The 22,782-nt window shown below is 71.8% G+C and carries 20 protein-coding genes and 1 riboswitch; of the genes, 15 read left to right on the forward strand and 5 right to left on the reverse strand.

The window, feature by feature from the left end:
• Positions 1–28: 28 nt before the first annotated feature.
• Positions 29–958 (reverse strand): LLM class F420-dependent oxidoreductase, encoded by a 930-nt coding sequence (locus tag ACZ7LS_RS20595; RefSeq protein WP_382527537.1) that lies wholly within the window; start codon positions 956–958, stop codon positions 29–31.
• A 307-nt stretch (positions 959–1,265) separates the two neighbouring features.
• Between ACZ7LS_RS20595 and ACZ7LS_RS20600 the strand changes: the two genes are divergently transcribed.
• Positions 1,266–2,543, forward strand: a complete 1,278-nt coding sequence (locus ACZ7LS_RS20600) for an alginate lyase family protein (protein ID WP_385134952.1) — start codon at positions 1,266–1,268, stop codon at positions 2,541–2,543.
• Positions 2,544–2,585: 42 nt separating this feature from the next.
• Here ACZ7LS_RS20600 and ACZ7LS_RS20605 read toward each other — a convergent pair whose 3' ends face one another.
• Positions 2,586–3,812, reverse strand: a complete 1,227-nt coding sequence (locus ACZ7LS_RS20605; RefSeq protein ID WP_382527540.1) for an MFS transporter — start codon at positions 3,810–3,812, stop codon at positions 2,586–2,588.
• A gap of 184 nt (positions 3,813–3,996) precedes the next feature.
• On the opposite strand from ACZ7LS_RS20605, the gene ACZ7LS_RS20610 reads away from it, so the two are divergent.
• The 11 genes from ACZ7LS_RS20610 to ACZ7LS_RS20660 all read left to right on the forward strand — a co-directional run bounded on the left by ACZ7LS_RS20610 (position 3,997) and on the right by ACZ7LS_RS20660 (position 14,485).
• Positions 3,997–5,211, forward strand: coding sequence for an ROK family transcriptional regulator (locus tag ACZ7LS_RS20610; RefSeq protein ID WP_382527542.1), 1,215 nt, complete (start codon positions 3,997–3,999; stop codon positions 5,209–5,211).
• 184 nt (positions 5,212–5,395) lie between these two features.
• Positions 5,396–5,526, forward strand: a riboswitch (FMN riboswitch).
• Between the two features lie 182 nt (positions 5,527–5,708).
• Positions 5,709–6,839 carry a bifunctional diaminohydroxyphosphoribosylaminopyrimidine deaminase/5-amino-6-(5-phosphoribosylamino)uracil reductase RibD gene (gene ribD, locus ACZ7LS_RS20615; protein WP_385134950.1) on the forward strand — a complete coding sequence of 377 codons (1,131 nt, stop codon included), beginning with the start codon at positions 5,709–5,711 and terminating at the stop codon, positions 6,837–6,839.
• Positions 6,840–7,505 carry a riboflavin synthase gene (locus ACZ7LS_RS20620; protein ID WP_382527545.1) on the forward strand — a complete coding sequence of 222 codons (666 nt, stop codon included), beginning with the start codon at positions 6,840–6,842 and terminating at the stop codon, positions 7,503–7,505. It begins immediately after the preceding gene.
• Positions 7,502–8,152: a nicotinamide mononucleotide transporter family protein gene (locus tag ACZ7LS_RS20625; protein WP_382875898.1), complete on the forward strand. Its 651-nt coding sequence runs from the start codon at positions 7,502–7,504 to the stop codon at positions 8,150–8,152. The genes ACZ7LS_RS20620 and ACZ7LS_RS20625 overlap by 4 nt, the downstream gene beginning before the upstream one ends.
• Before the next feature lie 5 nt (positions 8,153–8,157).
• Complete coding sequence (locus ACZ7LS_RS20630) at positions 8,158–9,447, forward strand: bifunctional 3,4-dihydroxy-2-butanone-4-phosphate synthase/GTP cyclohydrolase II (protein ID WP_382527599.1); 1,290 nt, start codon at positions 8,158–8,160, stop codon at positions 9,445–9,447.
• A 52-nt stretch (positions 9,448–9,499) separates the two neighbouring features.
• Positions 9,500–10,012 (forward strand): 6,7-dimethyl-8-ribityllumazine synthase, encoded by a 513-nt coding sequence (ribH, locus tag ACZ7LS_RS20635; RefSeq protein ID WP_382527549.1) that lies wholly within the window; start codon positions 9,500–9,502, stop codon positions 10,010–10,012.
• A gap of 8 nt (positions 10,013–10,020) precedes the next feature.
• Positions 10,021–10,293: a phosphoribosyl-ATP diphosphatase gene (locus ACZ7LS_RS20640; protein WP_030355539.1), complete on the forward strand. Its 273-nt coding sequence runs from the start codon at positions 10,021–10,023 to the stop codon at positions 10,291–10,293.
• 88 nt (positions 10,294–10,381) lie between these two features.
• Positions 10,382–11,230: an ATP phosphoribosyltransferase gene (gene hisG / locus ACZ7LS_RS20645; protein WP_382527552.1), complete on the forward strand. Its 849-nt coding sequence runs from the start codon at positions 10,382–10,384 to the stop codon at positions 11,228–11,230.
• Between the two features lie 52 nt (positions 11,231–11,282).
• Complete coding sequence (locus ACZ7LS_RS20650) at positions 11,283–11,801, forward strand: PH domain-containing protein (RefSeq protein WP_382527555.1); 519 nt, start codon at positions 11,283–11,285, stop codon at positions 11,799–11,801.
• A 210-nt stretch (positions 11,802–12,011) separates the two neighbouring features.
• Positions 12,012–13,388, forward strand: a complete 1,377-nt coding sequence (locus ACZ7LS_RS20655) for a hemolysin family protein (protein ID WP_382527558.1) — start codon at positions 12,012–12,014, stop codon at positions 13,386–13,388.
• Positions 13,385–14,485, forward strand: a complete 1,101-nt coding sequence (locus ACZ7LS_RS20660) for a hemolysin family protein (RefSeq protein ID WP_382876412.1) — start codon at positions 13,385–13,387, stop codon at positions 14,483–14,485. Before ACZ7LS_RS20655 ends, ACZ7LS_RS20660 begins: the two co-directional genes overlap by 4 nt.
• Before the next feature lie 53 nt (positions 14,486–14,538).
• On the opposite strand, the gene ACZ7LS_RS20665 is transcribed toward ACZ7LS_RS20660, so the two are convergent.
• Together ACZ7LS_RS20665 and ACZ7LS_RS20670 are read right to left on the reverse strand one after the other, a co-directional pair.
• On the reverse strand, positions 14,539–16,443 hold the full coding sequence (locus ACZ7LS_RS20665; RefSeq protein ID WP_382527563.1) for an AAA family ATPase: 1,905 nt from the start codon (positions 16,441–16,443) through the stop codon (positions 14,539–14,541).
• Positions 16,444–16,814: 371 nt separating this feature from the next.
• The gene (locus ACZ7LS_RS20670) at positions 16,815–17,444 is read right to left on the reverse strand and encodes a uridine kinase family protein (protein ID WP_382876414.1); all 630 of its coding nucleotides are present in this window, start codon (positions 17,442–17,444) and stop codon (positions 16,815–16,817) included.
• A gap of 253 nt (positions 17,445–17,697) precedes the next feature.
• Here ACZ7LS_RS20670 and ACZ7LS_RS20675 point away from each other — a divergent pair, with 253 nt between their 5' ends.
• Both ACZ7LS_RS20675 and ACZ7LS_RS20680 read left to right on the forward strand, forming a co-directional pair.
• On the forward strand, positions 17,698–19,098 hold the full coding sequence (locus tag ACZ7LS_RS20675; RefSeq protein ID WP_382527568.1) for a peptidase C39 family protein: 1,401 nt from the start codon (positions 17,698–17,700) through the stop codon (positions 19,096–19,098).
• A gap of 127 nt (positions 19,099–19,225) precedes the next feature.
• The gene (locus ACZ7LS_RS20680) at positions 19,226–19,906 is read left to right on the forward strand and encodes a TetR/AcrR family transcriptional regulator (RefSeq protein WP_382674095.1); all 681 of its coding nucleotides are present in this window, start codon (positions 19,226–19,228) and stop codon (positions 19,904–19,906) included.
• A gap of 75 nt (positions 19,907–19,981) precedes the next feature.
• On the opposite strand, the gene ACZ7LS_RS20685 is transcribed toward ACZ7LS_RS20680, so the two are convergent.
• Positions 19,982–21,220 carry a glycoside hydrolase family 18 protein gene (locus tag ACZ7LS_RS20685; RefSeq protein WP_385134911.1) on the reverse strand — a complete coding sequence of 413 codons (1,239 nt, stop codon included), beginning with the start codon at positions 21,218–21,220 and terminating at the stop codon, positions 19,982–19,984.
• 352 nt (positions 21,221–21,572) lie between these two features.
• Between ACZ7LS_RS20685 and ACZ7LS_RS20690 the strand changes: the two genes are divergently transcribed.
• A complete protein-coding gene (locus ACZ7LS_RS20690; RefSeq protein ID WP_382527576.1) occupies positions 21,573–22,745 on the forward strand; it encodes an acyl-CoA dehydrogenase family protein in 1,173 nt (390 codons plus the stop codon).
• Positions 22,746–22,782 lie beyond the last annotated feature (37 nt).

Consider the following 22,782-nt stretch of genomic DNA (forward strand, 5'->3'; position numbering starts at 1 on the left):
GTCTCGTACGGTGTCCGCGGCGGGTCCGTCAGACGCCCGCCGCGCGCGCCTCCGCGTACACCTCGGCCGCCACGTCGGTCAGCTCCGCCGCGTCACGCGTCGTGCTCTGGAGGTCCAGCATGATCTCCGGCACCCCCGACTCCGCGTGCGCCGCCAGGTCCTCGACGATCTGCGCCACACTGCCCTGGAAGGGCTGTCGGCCCTCACCCTCGAACGGCTTGGCGCTGTAGGAGGCGTTGGCACGGGCGCAGGCGTCGAGCGGACGCTCCCTGCCGCGTTCGGCGGCCAGCTCCCGCACCTTCCGCCACTGCTCGGTCAGCTGCGCCGCGCCCATGGCCACGGGCACCCAGCCGTCCGCCCGGTCCACCAGACGCCGGGAGGCGCGCGGGCTGTTCGCGGGCAGGAAGACCGGGATGGGACGGACCGGCTTGGGGCCGACCTCGGACGGCGCGATGGTGGTCAGCTCGCCCTCGTACGAGACCGGGTCCGGGCCCCAGACGGCCGCGCAGACGTCGAGCACCTCGTCCAGGACCGCGCCGCGCTTCTCGAACGGGGCGACGGAGGCGGCGGCGTACTCGTCGAGCGACCAGCCCGTGCCGAGGCCGGCGATCACCCGGCCGCCGCTCGCGACATCGAGCGAGGCGAGCGAGCGGGCCAGCTGGAACGGTACGTGCAGGGGTGCGACCAGGACGCTCGTGCCGAGCCGGGCCCGCTCGGTGGCGGCGGCGGCCAGCGTGAGGGTGATCAGCGGGTCGGCGACGCTGCGGTACTGGTCGGGCCAGGGCAGCCCCGGTACGCCGTACAGCCCCTGCGTGGCGGGCTCGGGGAAGAGGACGCGCTCGAAGACCCAGAGACTCTCGTATCCGGCCTCCTCCGCGGCGCGCGCCACGGCGGGCACATCACGACCGAGGTCGTACTGCTTCATCTGGGGAAGACCGAGACCGAGCCTGACCGGCATGTGGCACTCCTCTGTGCGGACGGTGGGACAACTACGGTAGAGCACTGCCTTGTTGAGCGCTCAACCTTTGGAGCTCCCTACGGTACGGTTCCGGCCGCCGGGAGCCGGTGCGCGGCGCGCCGCCGTACGGGGGAGGGGTGCCTGGTCGGGTATCCGGCGCCGGTCGTCTCCATGCATGAATCGTGCGCAGATCATTGTCAGTGATACCGGTCGCCTCTACGCTCGCACGGCCTCGTTCGTGAATGTTGTTCACGTACATGATTGGAGTGTCCAAGTGAGCGGATCCATCCGACGGCGTCCGTCCGTCATGCTCGCCGTCATGTCCGCCGTCGCCGCCGTCCTCGTCCCGGCGGCCGCCGTCGCCGCCTCCCCTCTCGCGTCCCAGCCCTCCGGCCGGCACCCTACGGATCCCGTGGCCCCGGAGACCGTGGTGATCGACGGCAAGCGGATGCGGCAGGCCCGTATCGCCCTCGACCGCGGTGACCCCGCCCTGCGCGCGACGGTCAAGTCCCTGACCGCGCAGGCGGACTCATGGCTCGGCCAGGGCCCCTGGACCGTCACCGACAAGCCGAGGCCCGCCCCCAGCGGTGACCCGCACGACTACCTCAGCCAGGCCCCGTACTGGTGGCCGTCCCAGCCGAAGACCGACGCCAACCCCTGGGGCTGCCCGTACGTCCAGCGTGACGGCGAGCGGAACCCCGAGGTCGACACCGGCACCGACCGCCCCGACATCGGCAAGGTCTTCAACTCCACCACCACGCTCAGCCTGGCCTGGTACTACACGGGCGAGAAGCGGTACGCGGAGCACGCGGCGCGGATCCTGCGCACCTGGTTCGTCGACCCCGCGACCCGGATGAACCCGAACCTCAACCACGGGCAGTTCATCCCCTGCAAATACGACGGCCGTGCCATCGGCGTCATCGACTTCTCACAGCAGTACACCAGCGTCATCGACGCCCTCGCGATCCTCGGCACCGGAGCCCCGGGGTGGACCAGCGGCGACCGCGCGGGGATGCGCGCCTGGAACAAGGAGTTCCTGAGCTGGCTGGTCAGCTCGCCCTTCGGCAAGGAGGAGTCGGCCGCCAAGAACAACCACGGCACGTTCATGGACATGCAGGTCGCCGGTCTCGCGCTCGCCACCGGCGACCGGGGGCTCGCGCGGCAGATCGTCCTCGACGCCCGCACGAAGCGCATCGACCCGCAGATCGCGGGCGACGGCAGCCAGCCCCAGGAACTGACGCGTACGCGCAGCTGGCACTACTCGACGTTCGATCTGGTCGCCTACACGCGCCTCGCGGCCATCGGGGAAAAGGTCGGCGTGGACCTCTGGGCGTACGAAGGGCCGCAGGGGCAGAGCCTGCACAAGGCCGTCGAGTATCTGCTGCCGGCCGCGACCGGCGCCGCCCCCTGGCCGTACCCCGAGCTGGAGTTCAAGCGCTTCGCGGCGAGCGACATCGTCCACGCGGCGGCCGACGCGGGCAACCGCCGGGCCCGCGCCGCGGTCCCGCTCCTGGAGACTCCGCCCCTCGGCGACCTCTGGGCGCTGCGGCCCGCCGCTGAGCAACTGGACTCCATAGCGGGCTGAGACGGAAGGACCCGGGCACCCGTGCGGAGGGGTACCCGGGGCCTACGCCTCAGGCGCCGCGGCCGGCGCGGGCTTGGTGGTGGGGTCGGCGGCGGTCGCCACGGTGCGGCGGTCGCCCGTGCGGAGCACACCCGCGCCCACCATCAGCCCGCAGGCGAGCAGCGTCACCAGGCCGAACGAGACCACGAGCGAGGTCGCGTCCGCGACCGCGCCGATCGCCGAGGGCGCGATCAGGCCCGAGGTGTAGGTGATGGTCGCGACACCCGCGATGGCCTGGCTCGGGTTGGGCCCCGCGCGGCCCGCCGCCGCGAAGGCGAGCGGTACGACCACCGCCACACCGAGCCCGAGGAACGCGAACCCGCCCATGGCGACCATCGGTCGCGGCGCGAGAACCACCAGGAGGCCGCCGGCCACGGCCAGCGCGCCGCCCGTCCGTACGGTCCGTACCGCGCCGAACCGGTCGATCACCCGGTCGCCCGCGAGCCGCGCCACCGCCATGGTGAGCGCGAAGGCCGTGGTCGACGCCGCCGCGACGCCCGGTGAGGTGTCCAGCACGTCCCGGAGGTAGACCGCCGACCAGTCGAGGCTCGCGCCCTCCGCGAAGACCGCGCAGAACCCGATCGCGCCGATCAGCAGCGCGGACTTCGGCGGCAGCGCGAAGCGCGGCGGCGGGTCCTCCTCGGGCGCGCTGCGCAGGTCGAGTACGGCCTGGCAGGCCAGCAGGCCCAGCACCGTGAGCACGGTGGCGGCGAGCAGATGATGCAGCCTGGCGTCACTGCCCAGATGGGCCGCGAGGGTGCCGGCGGCGGAGCCGATCAGCGCACCCGTGCTCCACATGCCGTGCAGACTCGACATGATCGACTTGTCGAGCCGGTTCTCGACCTCCACCCCGAGGGCGTTCATCACCACGTCCGACAGGCCCGACGCGGCGCCGTACACGAACAGGGCCGCGCACAGCGTGATGAGATTCGGCGCCAGGGACGGCAGGGTCAGCGCGAGCGTCCAGAGGGCGAGCAGGACGCGCAGCGCGTTGCGCGAGCCGAAGCGGTGGCTTATCCCGCTCGCCAGCGGCATCGCGACGGAGGCGCCGATCGCGGGAAAGGCGAGCGCGAGCCCGAGCTGTCCCGCGCTGATCCCCGCGTGGTCCTGGATCCACGGGATACGGGTCGCGAAGCTGCCGGTGACGGCTCCGTGTACGCAGAAGACGGCGGCGACGGCGAACCTGGCCCGCCGCAACCGCTGGGTGTCGTAGACCACTTCGGCCGACATCAGTGCCTGTACCTCCCCTGTGAGGTGCCCCTGCCCGACGCACCCGGTGGCGCACCGTCGTCGGTGCCGGAGTAAATTATCAGGAACCCTGCCTGATAAATAGGTCATTAATGAGCTGGGCGCGCTGGGGGCTGTCCACCGGACAGGCCCCGGGGCCGCCCCGGCGATCTGGAAGGATTCCGGCATGGCCGCCTCCCCGAGCACCGCGAGAGCCATCAACGACCGGCTCGCCCTGCGACTGCTCCAGCAGGAAGGCCCGTTGACGGCGGGACAGCTGAAGACGCTGACCGGGCTCTCCCGGCCCACCGTCGCCGATCTGGTGGAGCGGCTCCAGGACTCCGGACTGGTCAGGGTGGTCGGCGAGACGGGCGACCGGCGCCGCGGCCCGAACGCGCGGCTGTACGGGATCGTCGCGGACCGCGCCCATCTCGCGGCCCTCGACGTACGGACCCACAGCGTCTCCGTCGTGGTCGCCGATCTGCTCGGCGAGACCCTCGCCGAGGCGGTCCTGCCCATCGGCAGCGACACCGCCACGGAAGCCGCCGTCGAACGGGCCGTGGCCCTGCTGGAGCGTACGGCCGGGAAGGCCGGCCCCGTACCCCTGCACAGCGTGGGCATCGGAGCCCCGGGCCTGGTCGACCCGGTCACCGGCGAACTCCGCGACACCAGCGGACTGCCCGCCTGGCACCGCAGGCTCGTCGCCGCGCTCCAGGAGCGGCTGCCCGCCACCGTCCTGGTCGAGAACGAGACCAATCTCGCCGCGCTCGCGGAACAGCGCCTCGGCGCGGCCCGTGGCCAGGACACCTTCGTCCTGCTCTGGCTCGGCCATGGGGTGGGCGCGGCCGTCGTGCTCGACGGCAAGCTCCGCAGGGGCGCCTCCGGGGGAGCGGGCGAGATCGGCTTCCTGCCCGTGCCCGGCACCTCGCGGCTGCCCTCGGCGATCGCCTGCGACGGCGGATTCCACACCCTGGCGGGCTCGGCGGGCGTCGCCGAACTCGCCGGGCGGTACGGCATCGTGGCCGTCCCCGCGCCACAGGAACCGCCGTCCGCGGCGCTGGTACGCGCGGCGGTGCGAGCCGTCGGGGGGGACGCCCCGGCGGAGGAGGCGCGGTCCGCGGCGGCGTTTCTCGACGACCTCGCCGAACGGCTCGCCCTCGGCGCGGCGGCCGTGAGCGCCGTACTCGACCCCGGCCGGATCGTGCTGGCCGGCGAGGCGGGCCACGCGGGCGGCGAGGCGCTGGCGGCCCGGGTCGAGGACCGGCTGGCCGCGATGTCACCGCTGCGTACGGAGGTCAGAGCCGGGGCGCTCGGCGGCGCGGCCGTGCTGCGCGGCGCCCTGCTCACCGCGCGGGACGCGGCGCAGGACGAACTGTTCGCCCCCCAGCACGTGAATGGCTGAGATTCGATCCCGCCGCGCGTGAACGGCCGAGGCGTCTTGTTCACAGCCACGCGCGTCTTGCCGCGACCGGCGCGTCTCGCGACGACCGGCGCGCGCGTCTCACGGACCGGACCTGTGAGTCAGCCCACAACCCTCGCCCGACTGGCCCACGACCGGCCGTGGCACACTGGTCGGGTACCAGAAGCAGCGCACTCCGGGGTCGGTGCAATTCCGAACCGGCGGTTATAGTCCGCGACCCGTCCGCATCCAGCGGCCGGTTGACCAGGTGAGATTCCTGGACCGACGGTGAAAGTCCGGATGGGAGGCAGTGCGCGGCGGGCCCTCACAGGTACGCCGCCGTCGGCGGTTCGTCCCCGGACGAGCCGGATCTTCGGCCTCGGCGTCCCCCTGTGCGTTCCCGCTTCTCTGTCGTCATCGACAGGCCCCGGAGTCCGTGCCCGAAGAGGCAGGAGGACCCGGTGGCCACGGAAACCGACGTCGTGGGTGACGCCGACGCCATGCGTCGCGCCATCGCGCTCGCCGCACGCGGACTCGGTTCCACCAGCCCCAACCCCGTCGTCGGCTGCGTGATCCTCGACGCCTCGGGACGCCTCGCAGGCGAGGGCTTCCACCGGCGCGCGGGCGGCCCGCACGCCGAGATCCACGCTCTGCGCGCGGCCGGTGAACGCGCCCGCGGCGGCACGGCGTACGTCACCCTCGAACCCTGCGCCCACACCGGCCGTACCGGACCCTGCGCCCAGGCGCTCATCGACGCCGGTATCGCCCATGTGAGCTACGCCGTCGCCGACCCGAACCCGTGGGCGGCGGGCGGCGCCGACACCCTGCGCGCGGCCGGAGTCACCGTCACCGGCGGGCTCCTCGGCGAGGAGGCCGAGGCGGGCAACGCGGCCTGGCTCACCTCCGTACGCCGCGGCCGCCCCCACGTCCTGTGGAAGTACGCGGCCACGCTCGACGGCCGCATCGCCGCCGCCGACTCCACCAGCCGCTGGATCACCTCGGCCGAGGCGCGCGCGGATGTCCACCGGCTGCGCGCCGAGGCCGACGCGGTCGTGGTCGGCTCGGGCACCGCGCGCGCCGACGATCCGCATCTCGCCGTACGCGGCATCGAGGGCGCCGTCCAGCCGCTGCGGGTCGTCGTCGACACCGACGCGACCGCCGTGAAGCCCGGCGCCCGGGTGCTCGACGGCGCGGCGCCCACCCTGATCGCGATCGCCGAGGACGCCGACGCGGGGGAACTGCCCGAGGTCGTACGGCTGCCGCGGGCCGGACGCGGTCTGGACATCCCCGCCCTGCTGGCCGCCCTGCACGCGCGCGGCGTCCGCTCCGTACTCCTCGAAGGCGGCCCGGCCCTGGCCGGCTCCTTCGTCGCCGCGGGAGCCGTCGACAAGGTGGTCGGCTATCTCGCCCCCGCTCTGCTCGGCGCCGGCCGTACGGCACTCGGCGATGCCGGAATCAGCACCATCGGCGAGGCGTTGCGACTCCGGATGACGGAGACCGTACGGATCGGACCCGACCTGCGGATCACCGCGGTCCCCGAGCCCCGGCCCCAGCCCGAGCCCCAGCCCGGAAACGGACCCGGACCGGCGCCCGCGCCCGCCATGAATGTCCCCACCACGAAGGAGCGTTGAGTGTTCACCGGAATCGTCGAAGAACTGGGTGAGGTCACCGCCATCGAGAACCTCGGTGACTCCTCCCGCTTCCGCCTCCGCGGACCCGTCGTCACCGAGAACGCCAAGCACGGCGACTCGATCGCCGTCAACGGTGTCTGTCTCACGGTCGTGGACTTCGCGGACGGTGAGTTCACCGCCGATGTGATGGCCGAGACGCTGAACCGCTCCAGCCTCGGCGCGCTGGCGACCGGCTCCCGGGTCAACCTGGAGCGGCCCGTGGCCGTCGGCGGCCGGCTCGGCGGACATATCGTCCAGGGCCATGTGGACGGCACCGGCACCGTCGTCGAGCGCACCCCGTCCGAGCACTGGGAGCTGGTCAGGATCGCGCTCCCCGCCGGCCTGTCGCGCTATGTCGTCGAGAAGGGCTCGATCACCGTCGACGGCGTCAGCCTCACGGTCGTCGACGCCGGGCCCGACTACTTCACCATCAGCCTCATCCCCACCACCCTCGCCCTGACCACGCTCGGCATCAAGGGACCCGGCGACCCGGTCAACCTCGAAGTCGACGTCCTCGCGAAGTACGTCGAGCGGCTGCTCGGCGGCGGCACGGCGCGGACCGGGGAGACCGGCACGGCGCGGACCGAGGGGCCCGGCACGGCGCGAAACGAGGAGTCGGACCGGTGAACGCTCTGTCCTGGCTGAACGGCGAGGCCTTCACGGCCTTCGGCCAGCACATCCTGTGGTCCGACATGATCGGCAACACCATCGGGCTGGCCGCCCTCGCGCTCGGCTGGCGGCGCTCGATCTGGACCTGGCCCGCCCAGTTCCTGTCCGGCGTCATCCTCGTCGGCGCGTATGCCTCCGCCCACCTCAGCGGCGGTGTCGGCAAGCAACTGCTGGTCATCGGTGTGGCGTTGTGGGGCTGGCGGCAGTGGCAGCGCGGCAGGCGGCGGGCGCAGGACGGCTCGATCGCCGTACGGTTCGCCACCTGGCGCGAGCGCGGGCTGCTGCTCGGCGGTACGGCGCTGGGCACCCTCGCCGTCGGCGGCCTCTTCGCCGCCGTCCCGGACCTGTCCTGGAACCCCTGGCCCGACGCCTACATCTTCGTCGGTACGCTCGCCGCGATGGTCGCCCAGGCCCGCGGGCTGGTCGAGTTCTGGTTCGCCTGGCTGCTCGTGGACATCGTCGGCGTACCGCTCGCCTTCAGCAGCGGGCTCGCCTTCTCCGGCCTCGTGTACGTCATCTACCTCGTCCTCGTCCTGTGGGGGATGCGCGACTGGTGGCTCCGTTCCCGCGCGAACGCCCCGGCTCTGGAAGGAGCAGCAGCATGACCGCACTGCCGACCCAGCCCACCTGGTACTCCACCGACAATGTCGAGGACCTCTCGCTCGACCCCGTGGAGCAGGCCATACGGGAGATCGCCGCCGGCCGCCCGGTCGTGGTGGTCGACGACGAGGACCGCGAGAACGAGGGCGATCTCGTCATCGCGGCCGAGATGGCCACCCCCGAGATCATCGCCTTCATGATGAGCGAGTGCCGCGGACTGATCTGCGCCCCCATGGAGGGCGCGGAGCTGGACCGGCTCGAACTCCCGCAGATGGTCGGCCACAACACCGAGTCGATGCGTACGGCCTTCACCGTCTCCGTCGACGCGTCGGCCGCCCATGGCGTCACCACCGGTATCTCCGCCGCCGACCGGGCCACCACGCTCCGGCTGCTCGCCGCGGGCGACGCGCAGCCCGCCGACTTCGTCAGGCCCGGCCATGTCTTCCCGCTGCGCGCCAAGACCGGCGGCGTGCTCGTACGCAACGGCCACACCGAGGCCGCCGTCGATCTGGCGCGCCTCGCCGGGCTGCGTCCCGCCGGCGCGATCGTGGAGATCGCGGGCGAGGACGGGGTGATGCTGCGGCTGCCCGAGCTGATCCCGTTCGCCCGCAAGCACGGCCTGACGATCATCTCCATCGAGGACCTGATCGCCTACCGCCGTACGTCGGAGCCCACGGTCCGCCGCGAGGCGGAGGTACGCCTGCCCACCGCCTACGGCGAGTTCACCGCGTACGGCTACCGCTCCACGATCGACGGCGTCGAGCATGTCGCGCTCGTCCACGGCGACATCGGCGACGGCGAGGACCTGCTCGTACGGGTCCACTCCGAATGCCTCACCGGCGACATCTTCGGCTCGCTGCGCTGCGACTGCGGCCCCCAGCTCCAGGCGTCCATGGAGCGGATCACCAAGGAGGGCCGCGGAGTCGTCGTCTATCTCCGCGGCCACGAGGGCCGGGGCATCGGGCTGCTGTCCAAGCTGCGCGCGTACGAGCTCCAGGAGCGCGGCCACGACACGCTGGACGCCAACCTCGAACTCGGCCTGCCCGCCGACGCCCGCGACTACGCGGCGGGCGCGCGGATCCTCGACGACCTCGGGGTCCGCGGGCTGCGGCTGATGACCAACAACCCCGACAAGACGACGGCGCTCGTCCGGCACGGGCTGCGGGTCACCGGACGCGAGCCGATGCCCGTCCAGGCGGGGGAGCACAACCTCCGCTATCTGCGCACCAAGCGCGACCGGATGGGACACGACCTGCCGTGGCTGGACGCGTCCACCGCGTCCACCTGCGACAACCAGTGACCACCCCGCACAACAGCCAGAGAACCAGCAGCGAACAGCTTCGAGGAGAGACGTGAGCGGCAAGGGCGCACCCGAACTGAGTGTGAAGAACTGCGGAGACCTCCGGGTCGCCGTGATCGCGGCGCAGTGGCACGAACAGGTCATGGACGGCCTCGTCGACGGCGCCCTGCGGGCCCTGCGGGACCTCGGCATCGACGAGCCGACCCTGGTCCGCGTACCGGGCAGCTTCGAGCTTCCGGTCGTCGCGAAGGTGCTGGCGGGCCGCGGCTATGACGCGGTCGTCGCCCTCGGCGTCGTCATCAGGGGCGGCACCCCGCACTTCGAGTATGTGTGCCAGGGCGTGACGCAGGGCCTCACGCAGGTCTCCGTCGACACGGGTGTGCCGGTCGGCTTCGGCGTGCTGACCTGCGACACCGAGGAGCAGGCGCTCGACCGGGCCGGGCTCGACGGCTCGCACGAGGACAAGGGGCACGAGGCGGTCACCGCCGCCGTCGCCACCGCGACCACCCTGCGGACCATCGCCGAACCCTGGCGCCAGGGGGCCGCGTCCGGCCGCGTAAAGTGACCCTCACCATGTCCAAGAAGACGTTCGAGGAGCTCTTCACCGAGCTCCAGCAGAAGGCCGCCGAGGGCGACCCCGCCACCTCCCGCACCGCCGAGCTGGTCGGCAAGGGCGTCCATGCCATCGGCAAGAAGGTCGTCGAAGAGGCGGCCGAAGTATGGATGGCCGCCGAGTACGAGGGCAAGGAAGCCGCCGCCGAGGAGATCTCCCAGCTCCTCTACCACGTCCAGGTGATGATGGTCGCGCGCGGAATCTCCCTCGACGACGTGTACGCCCATCTCTGATACGCCCGTCTCCGAGCACACGCGTCCCGTTTCGTCCTGTATCGCCCGTTCTGTACAACAGCCCCTTCGCACAAAGGAATCCGACCTCATGCTGCGCATCGCCGTTCCCAACAAGGGTTCACTCTCAGGACCTGCGTCGGCGATGCTCCATGAGGCCGGCTACCAGCAGCGCAAGGAGTCCAAGGAACTCGTCCTGGTCGACCCGGACAACGAGGTGGAGTTCTTCTACCTCCGCCCGCGCGACATCGCGATCTATGTGAGTTCGGGACGGCTGGACATCGGCATCACCGGCCGTGATCTGCTGCTGGACTCCGGAGCCAACGCGGAAGAGATCCTTCCGCTCGGCTTCGCGCGCTCCACCTTCCGCTACGCCACCAAGCCCGGCACCGCGGGCGGCGTCGCGGACTTCGGCGGCATGACCGTCGCCACCTCGTACGAGGGCATCGTCGCCAAGCACCTCGCGGACAGCGGTGTCGACGCCTCGGTCGTCCACCTGGACGGCGCGGTCGAGACCGCCATCGAGCTGGGTGTCGCCCAGGTCATCGCCGATGTGGTGGAGACCGGCACCTCGCTGCGCAACGCGGGCCTGGAAGTGATCGGCGAGCCGATCATGACCTCGGAGGCGGTCGTCATCCGCCGCAGCGGCGCCGACGGCGAGGAGCCCAAGGTGCGGCAGTTCCTGCGCAGGCTCCAGGGCGTCCTCGTGGCCCGTACGTACGTGATGATGGACTACGACTGCCGCGCCGAACACCTGGAGCGCGCCGTCGCGCTCACCCCGGGCCTGGAGTCGCCGACCATCTCCCCGCTGCACAACGAGGGCTGGGTCGCCGTCCGCGCGATGGTTCCGGCCAAGGAGGCACAGCGGATCATGGACGATCTGTACGAGCTGGGCGCCCGCGCCATCCTCACCACGGCCATCCACGCCTGCCGCCTCTGAGCCCGCGCCGGTCACCCGGCCACCGCACCCACTCCCGGAAGTCAGAGAACGTATGTCCGCCCCCGCGCCCCAGCCAGATCCGTCAGGTCAGCCCGGTTCGTCCGGTGTGCCGGGTCCGCCCGGCCAGTCCGGTCCGCCCGCCCTTCCGGTCACCTTCCGGCCGACCCGTACCCGGGCCGTGCTGCTGACCGTCGGCGTGGTCATGTTCGCCGTCATCACGGCCATCGGTCTGGTACTCGATCAGCTGAGCGCGGGGGAGCGGATGAGCTTCATCTTCACGGCTCTGCTGTTCCTCGGCGTGCTGGTGCTGCTCAGCCGCCCCAAGGTCGTGGCCGACGACACGGGAGTGACTGTCGTCAATATCACGCGCCGCCGCCGACTGGAGTGGGCCGAGATCCTGCGCGTCAATCTGCGGCCCGGCGACCCCTGGGTCTTCCTCGACCTCAGCGACGGCAGCAGCCTGCCCGTTCTGGCCATCCAGCCGGGAATCGCCAGGGCACACGCCATCCGTGACGCCCGCGCCCTGCGTGCGCTCGCCGACTCCCACTCCACCGCGGCCGGCCACGGCTGACCCCGCGGCGCCCCATCCACGGCCCTACAGCACTGCCCTCATCGCCGCTGTCTTGATTACTCTGGTGCCGGAGGCGCCGAGTGCGCCCCGCTCCGCATCCCACGGCCGAGTCCGGCCCGCGGAGCACCTGCGACCCGAGGAGTGACTCCCTCCAGCAATGGACGGATCGTCCGGTAGTACCTGCGCCGCCCCCTTCGAAGAGGCGGCGGCATGACCATCCCCCTTCTGCTGCTCGCCGCGGCATTCCTTCTGATCCTCGCCAACGGATTCTTCGTGGCCGCCGAGTTCGGCCTCGTCACCGTGGACCGTCCCGACGCCGAACGCGCCGCCGCCGCGGGTGACCGCCGCGCCCGTACGGTCGTCAGGTCCCTGCGGGAACTGTCCTTCCAGCTCTCCGGCACCCAGCTGGGCATCACCATCACCTCGCTGGTCGTCGGCATGCTCGCCGAGCCCGCGCTCGCCCAGCTGCTGGACGCCCCGCTCTCCGCGACCGGACTGCCCGAAGGGGCCGTCTCCGGGGTCGCGGTGGTGATCGGCATGCTCCTGGCCTCGGCCGTCCAGATGGTGATCGGCGAACTCGTCCCGAAGAACTGGGCGGTCTCCCGGCCGCTCCAGGTCGCGCGGTTCGTGGCGGGGCCCCAGCATCTCTTCGCCACCGTCTTCCGGCCGGTGATCAGCCTGCTCAACACCGTCGCCAACCGGCTCGTCCGGCTCCTGGGCGTGGAACCCACCGAGGAACTCGCCTCGGCCCGCACCCCCGGCGAACTGGTCTCCCTGGCCCGCCACTCCGCCCGCGCGGGCACCCTCGAACAGGACACCGCCGATCTGTTCGTACGGACCCTCTCACTCGGCCGGCTCACCGCGCAGCATGTGATGACCCCCCGGGTGAAGGTGAGCGCCCTCCAGGCCGACGCGACCGCCGCGGACGTCCTCAACCTCACCCGCGCCACCGGTCTGTCCCGCTTCCCCGTCTACCGGGAGCGCATCGACGAGATCGTGGGCATGGTGCATCTCAAAGACGCGCTCGCGGTGCCGGTGGAGCGGCGCCTGCGCACCCCGGCCGGCCGGATCGCCGTACCGGCCCTGCTGGTCCCGGAGACCCTGCCCGTGCAGCAGCTCCTCGGACGGCTGCGCAGCGAGCAGCCGATAGCCATCGTGGTCGACGAGTACGGCGGTACGGCCGGCGTCGTCACCCTGGAGGACATCATCGAGGAGCTGGTCGGCGAGGTACGCGACGAGCACGACGCCGAGGGCGACGGACGGCCGGAACTGGCCCCCGTCGCGGCCGAGGACGGCCGCCCCGCCTGGGACGCCGACGGCAGCGCCCGGGTCCTCACCCTCCGGCGGATCGGACTCGACGTACCCGAGGGGCCGTACGAGACCCTCGCCGGACTCGTCGCCGATCTGCTGGGCCGTATCCCGGCCCCCGGCGACCGGGCGGAACTGCCCGGCTGGCGGCTCTCCGTACGCCAGGTGGACCGCTACCGGGCCGAGCGGGTCCGGCTGGTACGGACCGCCGAGCTTCCGGCGGGCACCCCGGCCGACCAGCGGGCCTGTGTCCCGGCGATGGCGGAGGGCCCCCGATGAGCGCCCTGCAACTCGTCTTCGCCCTGCTGCTCGTCCTGGCCAACGGCTTCTTCGTCGGCGCCGAGTTCGCCCTCGTCTCCGTACGCCGCAGCCAGATCGAACCGCACGCCGCACGCGGCTCCGCGCGGGCCAGACAGGTGCTGCACGGCCTGGAGAACCTGCCGCAGATGATGGCGGCCGCGCAGTTCGGCATCACCGTCTGCTCCCTGACGCTCGGCGCGGTCGCCGAGCCCACGGTGGCGCGTCTGCTGGAGCCCGTCTTCCACGCCGTCCATATGCCCGAGGGACTGATCCATCCGCTGGGCTATGTCATAGCCCTCGCGCTGGTCGTCTCGCTGCATCTGGTCATCGGCGAGATGGTCCCGAAGAACCTCGCCATGGCGGCGCCCGAGAAGACCGCGCTCTGGTTCAGCCCCGGCCTGGTCGGCTTCGCCCGGCTGTGCCGGCCGGTGACGGCCGGTCTCGGCGCCTGCGCCCGGCTGGTGCTGCGGGCCTTCCACGTCGAGCCCAAGGACGAGGTGGAGGCGGTCTTCACCAGCGAGCAGCTCAACCGGCTCGTCGAGGACTCGGGCCAGGCGGGACTGCTCGAACCGGAGGCGCAGGAACGGCTGGAGGACGCCCTGGAGCTGGGCAGCCGCCCGGTCACGGACGTGCTCCTGACCCGCGCCTCCCTGGTGACGGTGACCCCCGCGGTCACCCCGCGCGAGATCGAGGAGCTGACGGTACGCACCGGCTACTCCCGCTATCCGGTCTGCGCGGAGGGCGGCGGGGCCTTCATGGGCTATCTGCATGTCAAGGACGTCCTCGATCTGGAAGCCGGCGAACGCGCCGTGCCGCAGCACATCTGGCGGCCGATGGCGACGCTGCGGGCGGAACTCCCGCTGGACGACGCGCTCACCGTGATGCGCCGCGCGGCCTCGCATCTGGCGCAGGTCGCGGACGCCTCCGGCCGGGTGCTCGGTCTGGTGGCCCTGGAGGACGTCCTGGAAATGCTGGTCGGTGAGGTACGCGACCCGTCCCACCGGGCGGCGGCGCCGAAGGCGGCCCTGGTGGGTGAGCAGCGCACGGACCAGTCCGATCAGGTCCTGGCACGCTGACGGAGCGGCCCGGAGCGCGTTCGGGAAGTCCCGCTGTCCGGCGGACCGAGCCCCTAGACAGGCGGTATGTCCTGGGGGCCGCGGTTCGCCGGGCCGCGGCCCGAGAGCACCTCGCCGTACGCCTGCATCAGATCGGGCAGCCGCAGCGTCGCCAGGTCGTCGCGGGTCGGCGTCCCGCTGTAGCCGGACAGCCGCAGATCGCGGTACGCGCAGCTCTTCTCGTACAGCGTCCGCACGAAGCGGCCGTTGCCCAGCTCGTCGATCCATCCCTGGTCCACGACATGGCCGCTGATCGAGCGCAGCTCGTCCGCCGACTCCTCGTCCCAGACGTCGCCGTTCTCCGCGGCCAGCACACCGCCGATGGCGGTCAGTTCCAGCGGCCGGTAGCTGGGGAAGTCGACCCGGCTGGTGAAGCGTGAGGAGAGGCCAGGATTGGTGGCGAGCAGCCGGTCCATGCCCTCCGGATAGCCGGCCAGGATGACCACGAGATGGTCGCGGTTGTCCTCGGCGCGCTTCAGCAGCACCTGGAGGGCCTCGTCGCCGTACGCGTCGCCCTTGGTGTAACCCGAGTTGGAGAGGCTGTACGCCTCGTCGACGAAGAGCACCCCGCCGATCGCCGAGTCGATCAGCTCATTCGCCTTGACGGCGGTCTGGCCCAGGAACTCGCCCACCATGTCGGCCCGCTGGGCCTCGACCAGATGGTCCCCGCCGAGCAGCCCCAGGGCGTAGAAGATCCGCCCGAGAATCCGGGCGACGGTGGTCTTGCCGGTGCCGGAGGGGCCCGAGAAGACAAAGTGACGTTTCGGCGGCTGGACGGGCAGCCCCTGGCCGGCCCGCAGCCGCGCCATGTGCAGCTGCGCCGTCGCCGCCTTGACCTGCCGTTTCACCGGCTCCAGACCGACCATCCGCTCCAGTTCCGCGAGAGCCTCGGCGAGCAGCGCGGGATCGGTCGGGCCGTCCGGGAAGCGCGGCGGAGCGGGTGGCGCGGGCGGCGGGGCCTTCTCCCGTACGCCTTCGCGTGCCGGGGGCGGGGTGGCACCGCCCAGCTGGGGCTGGACCTCGTTGCCGATCCGTACGTCCGAGCCGGCCGAGCCCTCAGGCTCGCCCCCGGACTCCGCCGTGTCCACCGCGTCCTGGCCGAGCCCCGTCCGGGCGACCGAGGCGATCCCCACCGGGTCGTCCGGCCCTTCGTACCCGTCGGAATCGGTGATCGCGGCGAGCCGGGCCGCGGTGTCCATGAACGCCGGATCGAGCCGGTGCACGGCCCGGTAGAGCGGCAGCGCGGCGGCGCTGCGTCCGGTGCCCTCATGGGCGCGGGCCAGCCAGTACCGCAGCTCCTTGCGCTGGGGCTGTTCGCTGCGGCAGCGCATCAGCGCGGTGGACAGCAGCGGCTCCGCCTGCCCGTACATCTCCAGCCGCACCCGCGCCATCCCGCCGAAGAGCCCGGCCTCGATCCCCAGCAGTGGGTCATGCACGAGCGGTTCGGTGTGCCGCACCAACTGGTCCCAGTCCTTGACCAGATAGGCGCGGCAGGCGTGCAGGAAGCGCACCTGCGGATCGGCGTCCACCGGCGGCAGACCCGCGAGGGCCCGGTCCAGCTCCGGCACATGGCGGCCGTCCAGCCAGTGCGAGGCATGGGCGAGCAGCAGATCGCGCCCGCTCTCCAGCACCGGCTGCACCCACCAGCCGAGCCAGTACCAGGAATTGAGGGTGCGGCGGTGGCGGGAGCGCTGCTCGCCGAAGCGGTCGCGGTGGCGGTACATCCGCAGCAGGGCGGTGGTGGTGTCGACGCGCAGCGCGTGCAGCCCGAGCCAGCCGTCGGCCATTGCGGGATCGAGCCGTACGGCGGTCCTGAACTCCTCCTCCGCCTGGGGATAGGCCCCCATCGTGTAGGCGTCCACACCGCGCACCCAGGCGAGGTCGGCCGGGGCCTGCGTGCCCTGCGCGCCGATATCCATCAGGTCCCCCACAAACCGTGCCCCCGGAATGTCCCGCCGGGCGGGCGCCCGCCGGCAGCGTGCCGAACCACCTTGTCGCGGACGGGAATTGACCGCACCGAGAGGCATCGTACCTGCGCAGAGGGTGTGCGACTAAGGGCACCGCAGCGTGGGCGGAGCAGTGACCCAGGGTGAGCGCGGGAGGCGTACGGCACGGGTGACGGGGCGACGAACAGGTGCGAAGGGCAGAACGAAGCCCCCGATCACGGGGGAACAACCGGGGGCTTCGCGTCTGCGGCGGCTCCGAAAAGCCGCACATTAAGAACGTAAGACCTGTCCGGCCCCTCGGTCAAGCCGAGTTGGGCACTCTCCCGGGGCCTATTTCCGACTGCTCAGTATGGAGGCGGAAGCTGATCACGCTGTGTGATGGTCTGGTCCGCCCTCGCGGTCGTCACGGGCCCCGTGCGTATCACGTACCCCGTCTGTCGCTCGGTTACCAGGGCATCGGCGAACGGCCGCGAGGGGTCGGCCGAGAAATGGCGTGTCTCCGCCGTCGTCCACGCGTCCCAGAAAGCGGACAGCGCGGGCCCGTCGCGCCGCCGGCCCCGCTCCCAGGACCCCTCCGCGTCCCGGTCCATCCAGAAGAGCCGGGCGAGGCTCGGCCGCAGCGCCCGCCGCCCGGCGCCCACGCCCTCGATGATCACCACGGGGGCGGGCGGCAGCGGACGCGGCGCGGTGAACCGCCGCAGCGTCCAGTCGTACGGCGCGTAGCGCGCGCTCGCGCCGCGCGAGAGCGGTTCGATGACCTGCGACCTCAGCCGTTCCCCCCACCCGAAGAACCGCTCGTGGGTCGCCAGGTCGTCGAGCCGCAGTACGGGCGCCCCGTCCAGCGCCGCCGACAGCCGCGTCGCGAACGTGCTCTTGCCGGAGCCCGCGTGCCCGTCGACCGCGATCAGCCGGACGGGACCGCAGGAGGGCGGCAGCGCGCGCAGGGCCGTGGCCTGTTCGGTCAGGTCGTTCATCCGTCCCACCCTACGAGGCCGCGCCCCACGCGCCCCGGGGCGGTCGCCGCCGCAGGTCACGTCACTGGTGAAGACCAATATTGGTGGGCCGACGCGGTCCGAACCGCTGGCAGAGGCCCACCGCGAAGCGCGATAGTGGACGACTGTCGAACCGCCGTCATCTCTCCGCGCTCTCCCGTATCCCCGGCGTTCCCAGCGTTCCCAGCGTTCCGAACGTTCTCACCGCTCTCTCCGCCTTCGACCGGAGGTTCTCATGACCAGCCCCACCTCACGCAGAACCGTGCTGGCCGCCGCGCTCGCGGCCGTCGCGGGCACCGGGGCGGCGGGCGCGGTCCCGGCCGCCGCCGCTTCCGCCCCGACCCGGGACCCGGCCCCCGCCTCACCCCCCACGACCTCAACGGCTCCCACCGGGGCGAAACCTCTCGTGGACAACGCCTTCTGGACCTCGTACGCCGACTGGCGCGCCGGTACCGCGAAGGGCACCCGCGCGGTGTCCGGCGCCCGGCCCTCGCTGGTGATCGGGGCCCCCGCGGGCCGTACCGACTACGCCGATCCGCACACCGGTACGACCACCAGCTGGGAGTACGGGACCTGGACCTCACCCGTGCACCGCTCCACGGTCCCCGCCACCGAGGTGATCGCCTCCTGGAACGCCAGGACCCCGGCCGGCACCTGGCTCCAGATCGAACTGCGCGGCCAGTACGCCGACGGCACCGCGACGCCCTGGTACGTGATGGGCCGCTGGACCTCGGGCGACGGCGAGGGCGACATCCGGCGCACGTCCCTCGACGGCCAGACCGACGGGCGCAGCAGCATCTGGACCGACACCTTCTCGGTGGACGATCCGGCGAGCGGGCTGCGCCTCGTCTCGTACCGGCTGCGGCTCACCCTCTACCGCAGGCCCGGCACCACGCTCACGCCGGTCGTGCACCGGGCGGGCGCGATGGCCTCCGACGTCCCGGACCGGTTCACCGTCCCCGCGTCCGAGCCCGGCCTGGCCCGGGAGCTGATCGTGCCGCGCTACTCGCAGAACATCCACACCGGGCAGTACCCCGAGTACGACAACGGCGGCGAGGCCTGGTGCAGTCCCACCTCCTCGCAGATGATCATCGAGTACTGGGGGCGCCGGCCCACCGCCGAGGATCTCGCCTGGGTGAATCCGGACTTCGCCGATCCCCAGGTCTGCCACGCGGCCCGGTTCACCTACGACTACCAGTACGAGGGGTGTGGCAACTGGCCCTTCAACGCCGCGTACGCCACCACCTACCGGGACATGAGCGCGGCCGTGACCCGGCTGGGCTCCCTCACCGACGTGGAGACCCTCATCCGCGCAGGTATCCCCGTGATCACCTCGCAGTCCTTCCTCAAGGAGGAGCTGACGGGGGCGGGTTACGGCACCGCGGGCCATCTGATGACCGTGATCGGATTCACGGCCGGAGGCGATGTGATCGCCAACGATCCCGCCTCGCCGGACAACCCCGCCGTACGCCGCGTCTACCGGCGCGTGGAATGGGAGAACATCTGGCTCAGGACCAAGCGGTACAACGCCTCGGGCAAGGTGACCTCGGGTACGGGCGGCGTCTGCTACGTCTACTGGCCCGCCGCGCCGGACGCGGCCCAGCGCCGGGCCCTGCGGTCGGTGGGCCTGCTCTGACGCGTCGCCGTCCCCGGCGGCCGGAGGAACGATCCCCTCCGGCCGCTCGTGGCGGTCCGGAGACGCTCTGCGATACTGCGGGCGATCGTGCGCACACCCCGTGGCAGCCGGACCCCAGGACGCGAATGTGAATCGCAGTGAACAGCGCGGCAGCTCCGAACGCTCCCAGGCCCGGCGCTCCGAACTCATCGCGACCGGCCGGAAGTTGTTCGCCGACACCTCGTACGACGCGCTGTCGATGGACGACATCGCGCAGCACGCCGGGGTCGCCAAGGGGCTGATCTACTACTACTTCAAGAACAAACGCGGCTACTACCTCGCCGTCGTCGAGGACTCGGTCGCCGAACTCGTCTCGCTCGCCTCGGGCGGCGCCGAACTCCCGCGTACCCAGCGCGTACAGCGCACGGTGGAGGCGTATCTGCGCTTCGCCCAGTACAACGAGGCGGCGTACCGCACCATCATCACGGGCGGCGTCGGCTTCGACACCCAGGTCCAGGCGATCCGTGACGTCGTACGGACGGGACTGGTCTCCACGGTCGCCCAGGGCGCGTACGGCCGCTCCGACATCCCGCCGATCGCCCGGCTCGCCCTGCTCGGCTGGCTCAGCAGCGTCGAGTGGCTCACGCTCGAATGGCTGGAGTACCAGCAGGACCTGCCCAGGGAGATCCCGCGCGATCTGCTCGTACGGATGCTGCGCCACACGCTGAACACGATCGAGGAGTTCTCCCCGGAGTGCCCCGCGCCGCCGCAGGACCTCGACTGGCGCCCCGTCACCGGCGTCGACGCGGCAGAGAGCCCGCGGGCATGAAGTCGCCGGGGGCGGGGGCCTCCGAGGCTCTCCCCGCCCCCGACGGGCCGGTCGCGCGAGCGTGTCGCGCAGGCTCTAGTTGATCGACTTGATCAGTTCACCGTCGGTGGTGTCGCCGCTCAGCTCCCAGAAGAAGGTGCCGCCCAGCCCCTGCTGGTTCTTGTACGCCATCTTCCCGGCGATGGTCGCGGGGGTGTCGTAGCTCCACCACTGGTTGCCGCAGAAGGCGTACGCGGTGCCCCCGACCGTGCCGTTGGCCGGGCAGGACGTCTTCAGGATCTTGTAGTCCTCGATGCCCGCCTCGTACTTCCCCGGCGCCGCGCCCGTCGCGGTGCCACCCGGCTCCTTCTGCGTGACGCCGGTCCAGCCGCGCCCGTAGAAGCCGATGCCCAGCAGCAGCTTCTCGGACGGGACACCGAGCGCCTTGAGCTTGGTGATGGCCGCGTCGGAGTTGAAGCCCTCGGTCGGGATGCCCGGGTAGGACGTGAGCGGTGAGTGCGGGGCCGTGGGGCCCTGCGCCGCGAACGCGCCGAAGAAGTCGTACGTCATCGGGTTGTACCAGTCGAGGTACTGCGCCGCCCCCGCGTAGTCGGCGGCGTCGATCTTCCCGCCGTCCGAGCCGTCGGCGGTGATGGCCGCCGTCACCAGATCGGAACCGAACTCGCCGCGCAGCGCGGAGGCCAGGTTCCTGAACGCGTCACGACCGCTGGAGTCACAGGTCAGACCGCAGGCGTTGGGGTACTCCCAGTCGATGTCGATCCCGTCGAAGACATCGGCCCAGCGCGGGTCCTCGACCAGCGCGCGGCAGGACTGCGCGAACGCGGCCGGGTTCTTCGCCGCTTCGGTGAAGCCACCGGACCAGGACCAGCCGCCGAAGGACCAGATCACCTTGAGACCGGGGTGCTGCGCCTTGAGCTTGCGCAACTGGTTGAAGTTGCCGCGCAGCGGCTGGTCCCAGGTGTCGGCGACGCCGTCGACGGACTGATCGGCGGTGTACGCCTTCTCGTAGTCGGCGTACGAGTCGCCGATCACGCACTTGCCGCCGGTGACATTGCCGAACGCGTAGTTGATATGCGTGAGTTTGGCGGCGGAGCCGGAGGTCGCGATGTTCTTGACGTGGTAGTTCCGGTCGTAGACGCCCCAGTTGGTGAAGTAGCCGACCACCTTGCTGCCCGCCGCGGCGGCCGTGGCGGGGGCGGCCTCACCGGCGGACGCGCTGCCCGCTCCGGAGAGCAGGGTCACGCCGAGGACGGCGGTACACGCGGCGGCGATCAGCGCACGGAACCGGGCGCGGGGACGGTGGAGTCTGAGCACGGGATCTCCTCGTGGGGGAGGAAGAGCGAGTGGGGGGCAGCGAAGCCATGGGGCTGACTTGGCATGAACGCGAAACGCGTTGGGGTGGACGTTAGAAGGACTAGACCACTGGGGTCAATGGTTCGGACCAAGTTGGGACTGGCCAGTGGCCACTTCCCGCCCGTGACGAAGGGGCGCCCGATCGGGCATACTCCAACGCGCCACAGTCGCTGATCAGCCGCTTCCGTGATCCGGGGGTGCAGCATCGGCTGGGCAACACTGCCGTCCGGGGGCACCCCCGGACCCCAGCCGGCGGCGCCGCCACACCCCGCGTGCGCGCCGCCGCAGCGCCCGACAGGGAGGAGAGCGCCGCATGCCCGACCGCGCCCCGCGACCGGTGGAACGCCGGCTGCCCACCGAGGAGTCCCAGGATCTCGTCGCCCTCGTACGCGACATCTCCCAGCGGGAGATCGCTCCCAAGGCAGCCGAGGAGGAGGACGCCGGGCATTTCCCCCGCGACGTCTTCACCCTCCTCTCCGCGTCCGGACTGCTCGGCCTCCCCTATGACTCCGCCCACGGCGGCGGGGACCAGCCGTACGAGGTCTACCTCCAGGTACTCGAAGAACTCGCCGCCGCGCGGCTCACCGTCGGCCTCGGCGTCAGCGTCCACTCCCTCGCCTGCCACGCCCTCGCCGGCTACGGAACGAAGGCCCAGCAGAACGAGTACCTGCCCGCCATGCTGGGCGGCGGTCTCCTCGGCGCCTACTGCCTCTCCGAGCCCGCCTCCGGTTCGGACGCGGCCTCGCTCCGCACCAAGGCCGTGCGGGACGGCGACGACTGGGTCATCACCGGCACCAAGTCCTGGATCACCCACGGCGGCATCGCCGACTTCTACACCGTGCTCGCGCGCACCGGCCAGGAGGGCGCCCGGGGCATCACGGCCTTCCTCGTCCCCGGCGATGCCGCGGGACTGAACGCGGCGGAGCCCGAGAAGAAGATGGGCATGAAGGGCTCGCCCACCGCCCAACTCCACTTCGACGGCGTACGGGTGGCCGACGACCGCCGTGTCGGCGACGAGGGCCAGGGCTTCGCCATCGCACTCTCCGCCCTCGACTCGGGCCGCCTCGGCATCGCCGCCTGCGCCATCGGACTCGCCCAGGCGGCCCTGGACGAAGCCGTCGCATACGCCACGGGGCGGCGGCAGTTCGGCAGGCCCATCGCGGACTTCCAGGGACTGCGCTTCCTGCTCGCCGACATGGCCACCAGGATCGAGGCCGGCCGCGCGCTCTATCTCGCCGCCGCCCGGCTGCGCGACGCGGGCCACCCGTTCTCCCAACAGGCCGCCATGGCCAAGCTGTTCTGCACGGACGCCGCGATGCAGGTCACCATCGACGCCGTACAGGTGCTCGGCGGCTACGGCTACACCGCGGACTTCCCGGCGGAGCGTTATATGCGTGAGGCGAAGGTGCTCCAGATCGTCGAGGGCACCAACCAGATCCAGCGCATGGTCATCGCCCGCCACCTGGCCGGCCCGGAAACCCGCTGAACACCCCGCGCGCACGCTGACGGGCGGTCAGCGTGCG

The organism is Streptomyces sp. NPDC039430 (assembly GCF_055639435.1).

What these genes read in the sequence shown, in the direction of transcription:
- ACZ7LS_RS20640 (WP_030355539.1), top strand. Translation starts at nt 10,021, where the DNA reads ATGTCCAAGAAGACGTTCGAGGAGCTCTTCACCGAGCTCCAGCAGAAG.
- ACZ7LS_RS20655 (WP_382527558.1), top strand. Translation starts at nt 12,012, where the DNA reads ATGACCATCCCCCTTCTGCTGCTCGCCGCGGCATTCCTTCTGATCCTC.
- ribD (WP_385134950.1), top strand. Translation starts at nt 5,709, where the DNA reads ATGCGTCGCGCCATCGCGCTCGCCGCACGCGGACTCGGTTCCACCAGC.
- ACZ7LS_RS20595 (WP_382527537.1), bottom strand. Translation starts at nt 958, where the DNA reads ATGCCGGTCAGGCTCGGTCTCGGTCTTCCCCAGATGAAGCAGTACGAC.
- ACZ7LS_RS20600 (WP_385134952.1), top strand. Translation starts at nt 1,266, where the DNA reads ATGCTCGCCGTCATGTCCGCCGTCGCCGCCGTCCTCGTCCCGGCGGCC.
- ACZ7LS_RS20665 (WP_382527563.1), bottom strand. Translation starts at nt 16,443, where the DNA reads ATGGATATCGGCGCGCAGGGCACGCAGGCCCCGGCCGACCTCGCCTGG.
- ACZ7LS_RS20650 (WP_382527555.1), top strand. Translation starts at nt 11,283, where the DNA reads ATGTCCGCCCCCGCGCCCCAGCCAGATCCGTCAGGTCAGCCCGGTTCG.
- ACZ7LS_RS20690 (WP_382527576.1), top strand. Translation starts at nt 21,573, where the DNA reads ATGCCCGACCGCGCCCCGCGACCGGTGGAACGCCGGCTGCCCACCGAG.
- hisG (WP_382527552.1), top strand. Translation starts at nt 10,382, where the DNA reads ATGCTGCGCATCGCCGTTCCCAACAAGGGTTCACTCTCAGGACCTGCG.
- ACZ7LS_RS20675 (WP_382527568.1), top strand. Translation starts at nt 17,698, where the DNA reads ATGACCAGCCCCACCTCACGCAGAACCGTGCTGGCCGCCGCGCTCGCG.
- ACZ7LS_RS20605 (WP_382527540.1), bottom strand. Translation starts at nt 3,812, where the DNA reads ATGTCGGCCGAAGTGGTCTACGACACCCAGCGGTTGCGGCGGGCCAGG.
- ACZ7LS_RS20610 (WP_382527542.1), top strand. Translation starts at nt 3,997, where the DNA reads ATGGCCGCCTCCCCGAGCACCGCGAGAGCCATCAACGACCGGCTCGCC.
- ACZ7LS_RS20660 (WP_382876412.1), top strand. Translation starts at nt 13,385, where the DNA reads ATGAGCGCCCTGCAACTCGTCTTCGCCCTGCTGCTCGTCCTGGCCAAC.
- ACZ7LS_RS20670 (WP_382876414.1), bottom strand. Translation starts at nt 17,444, where the DNA reads ATGAACGACCTGACCGAACAGGCCACGGCCCTGCGCGCGCTGCCGCCC.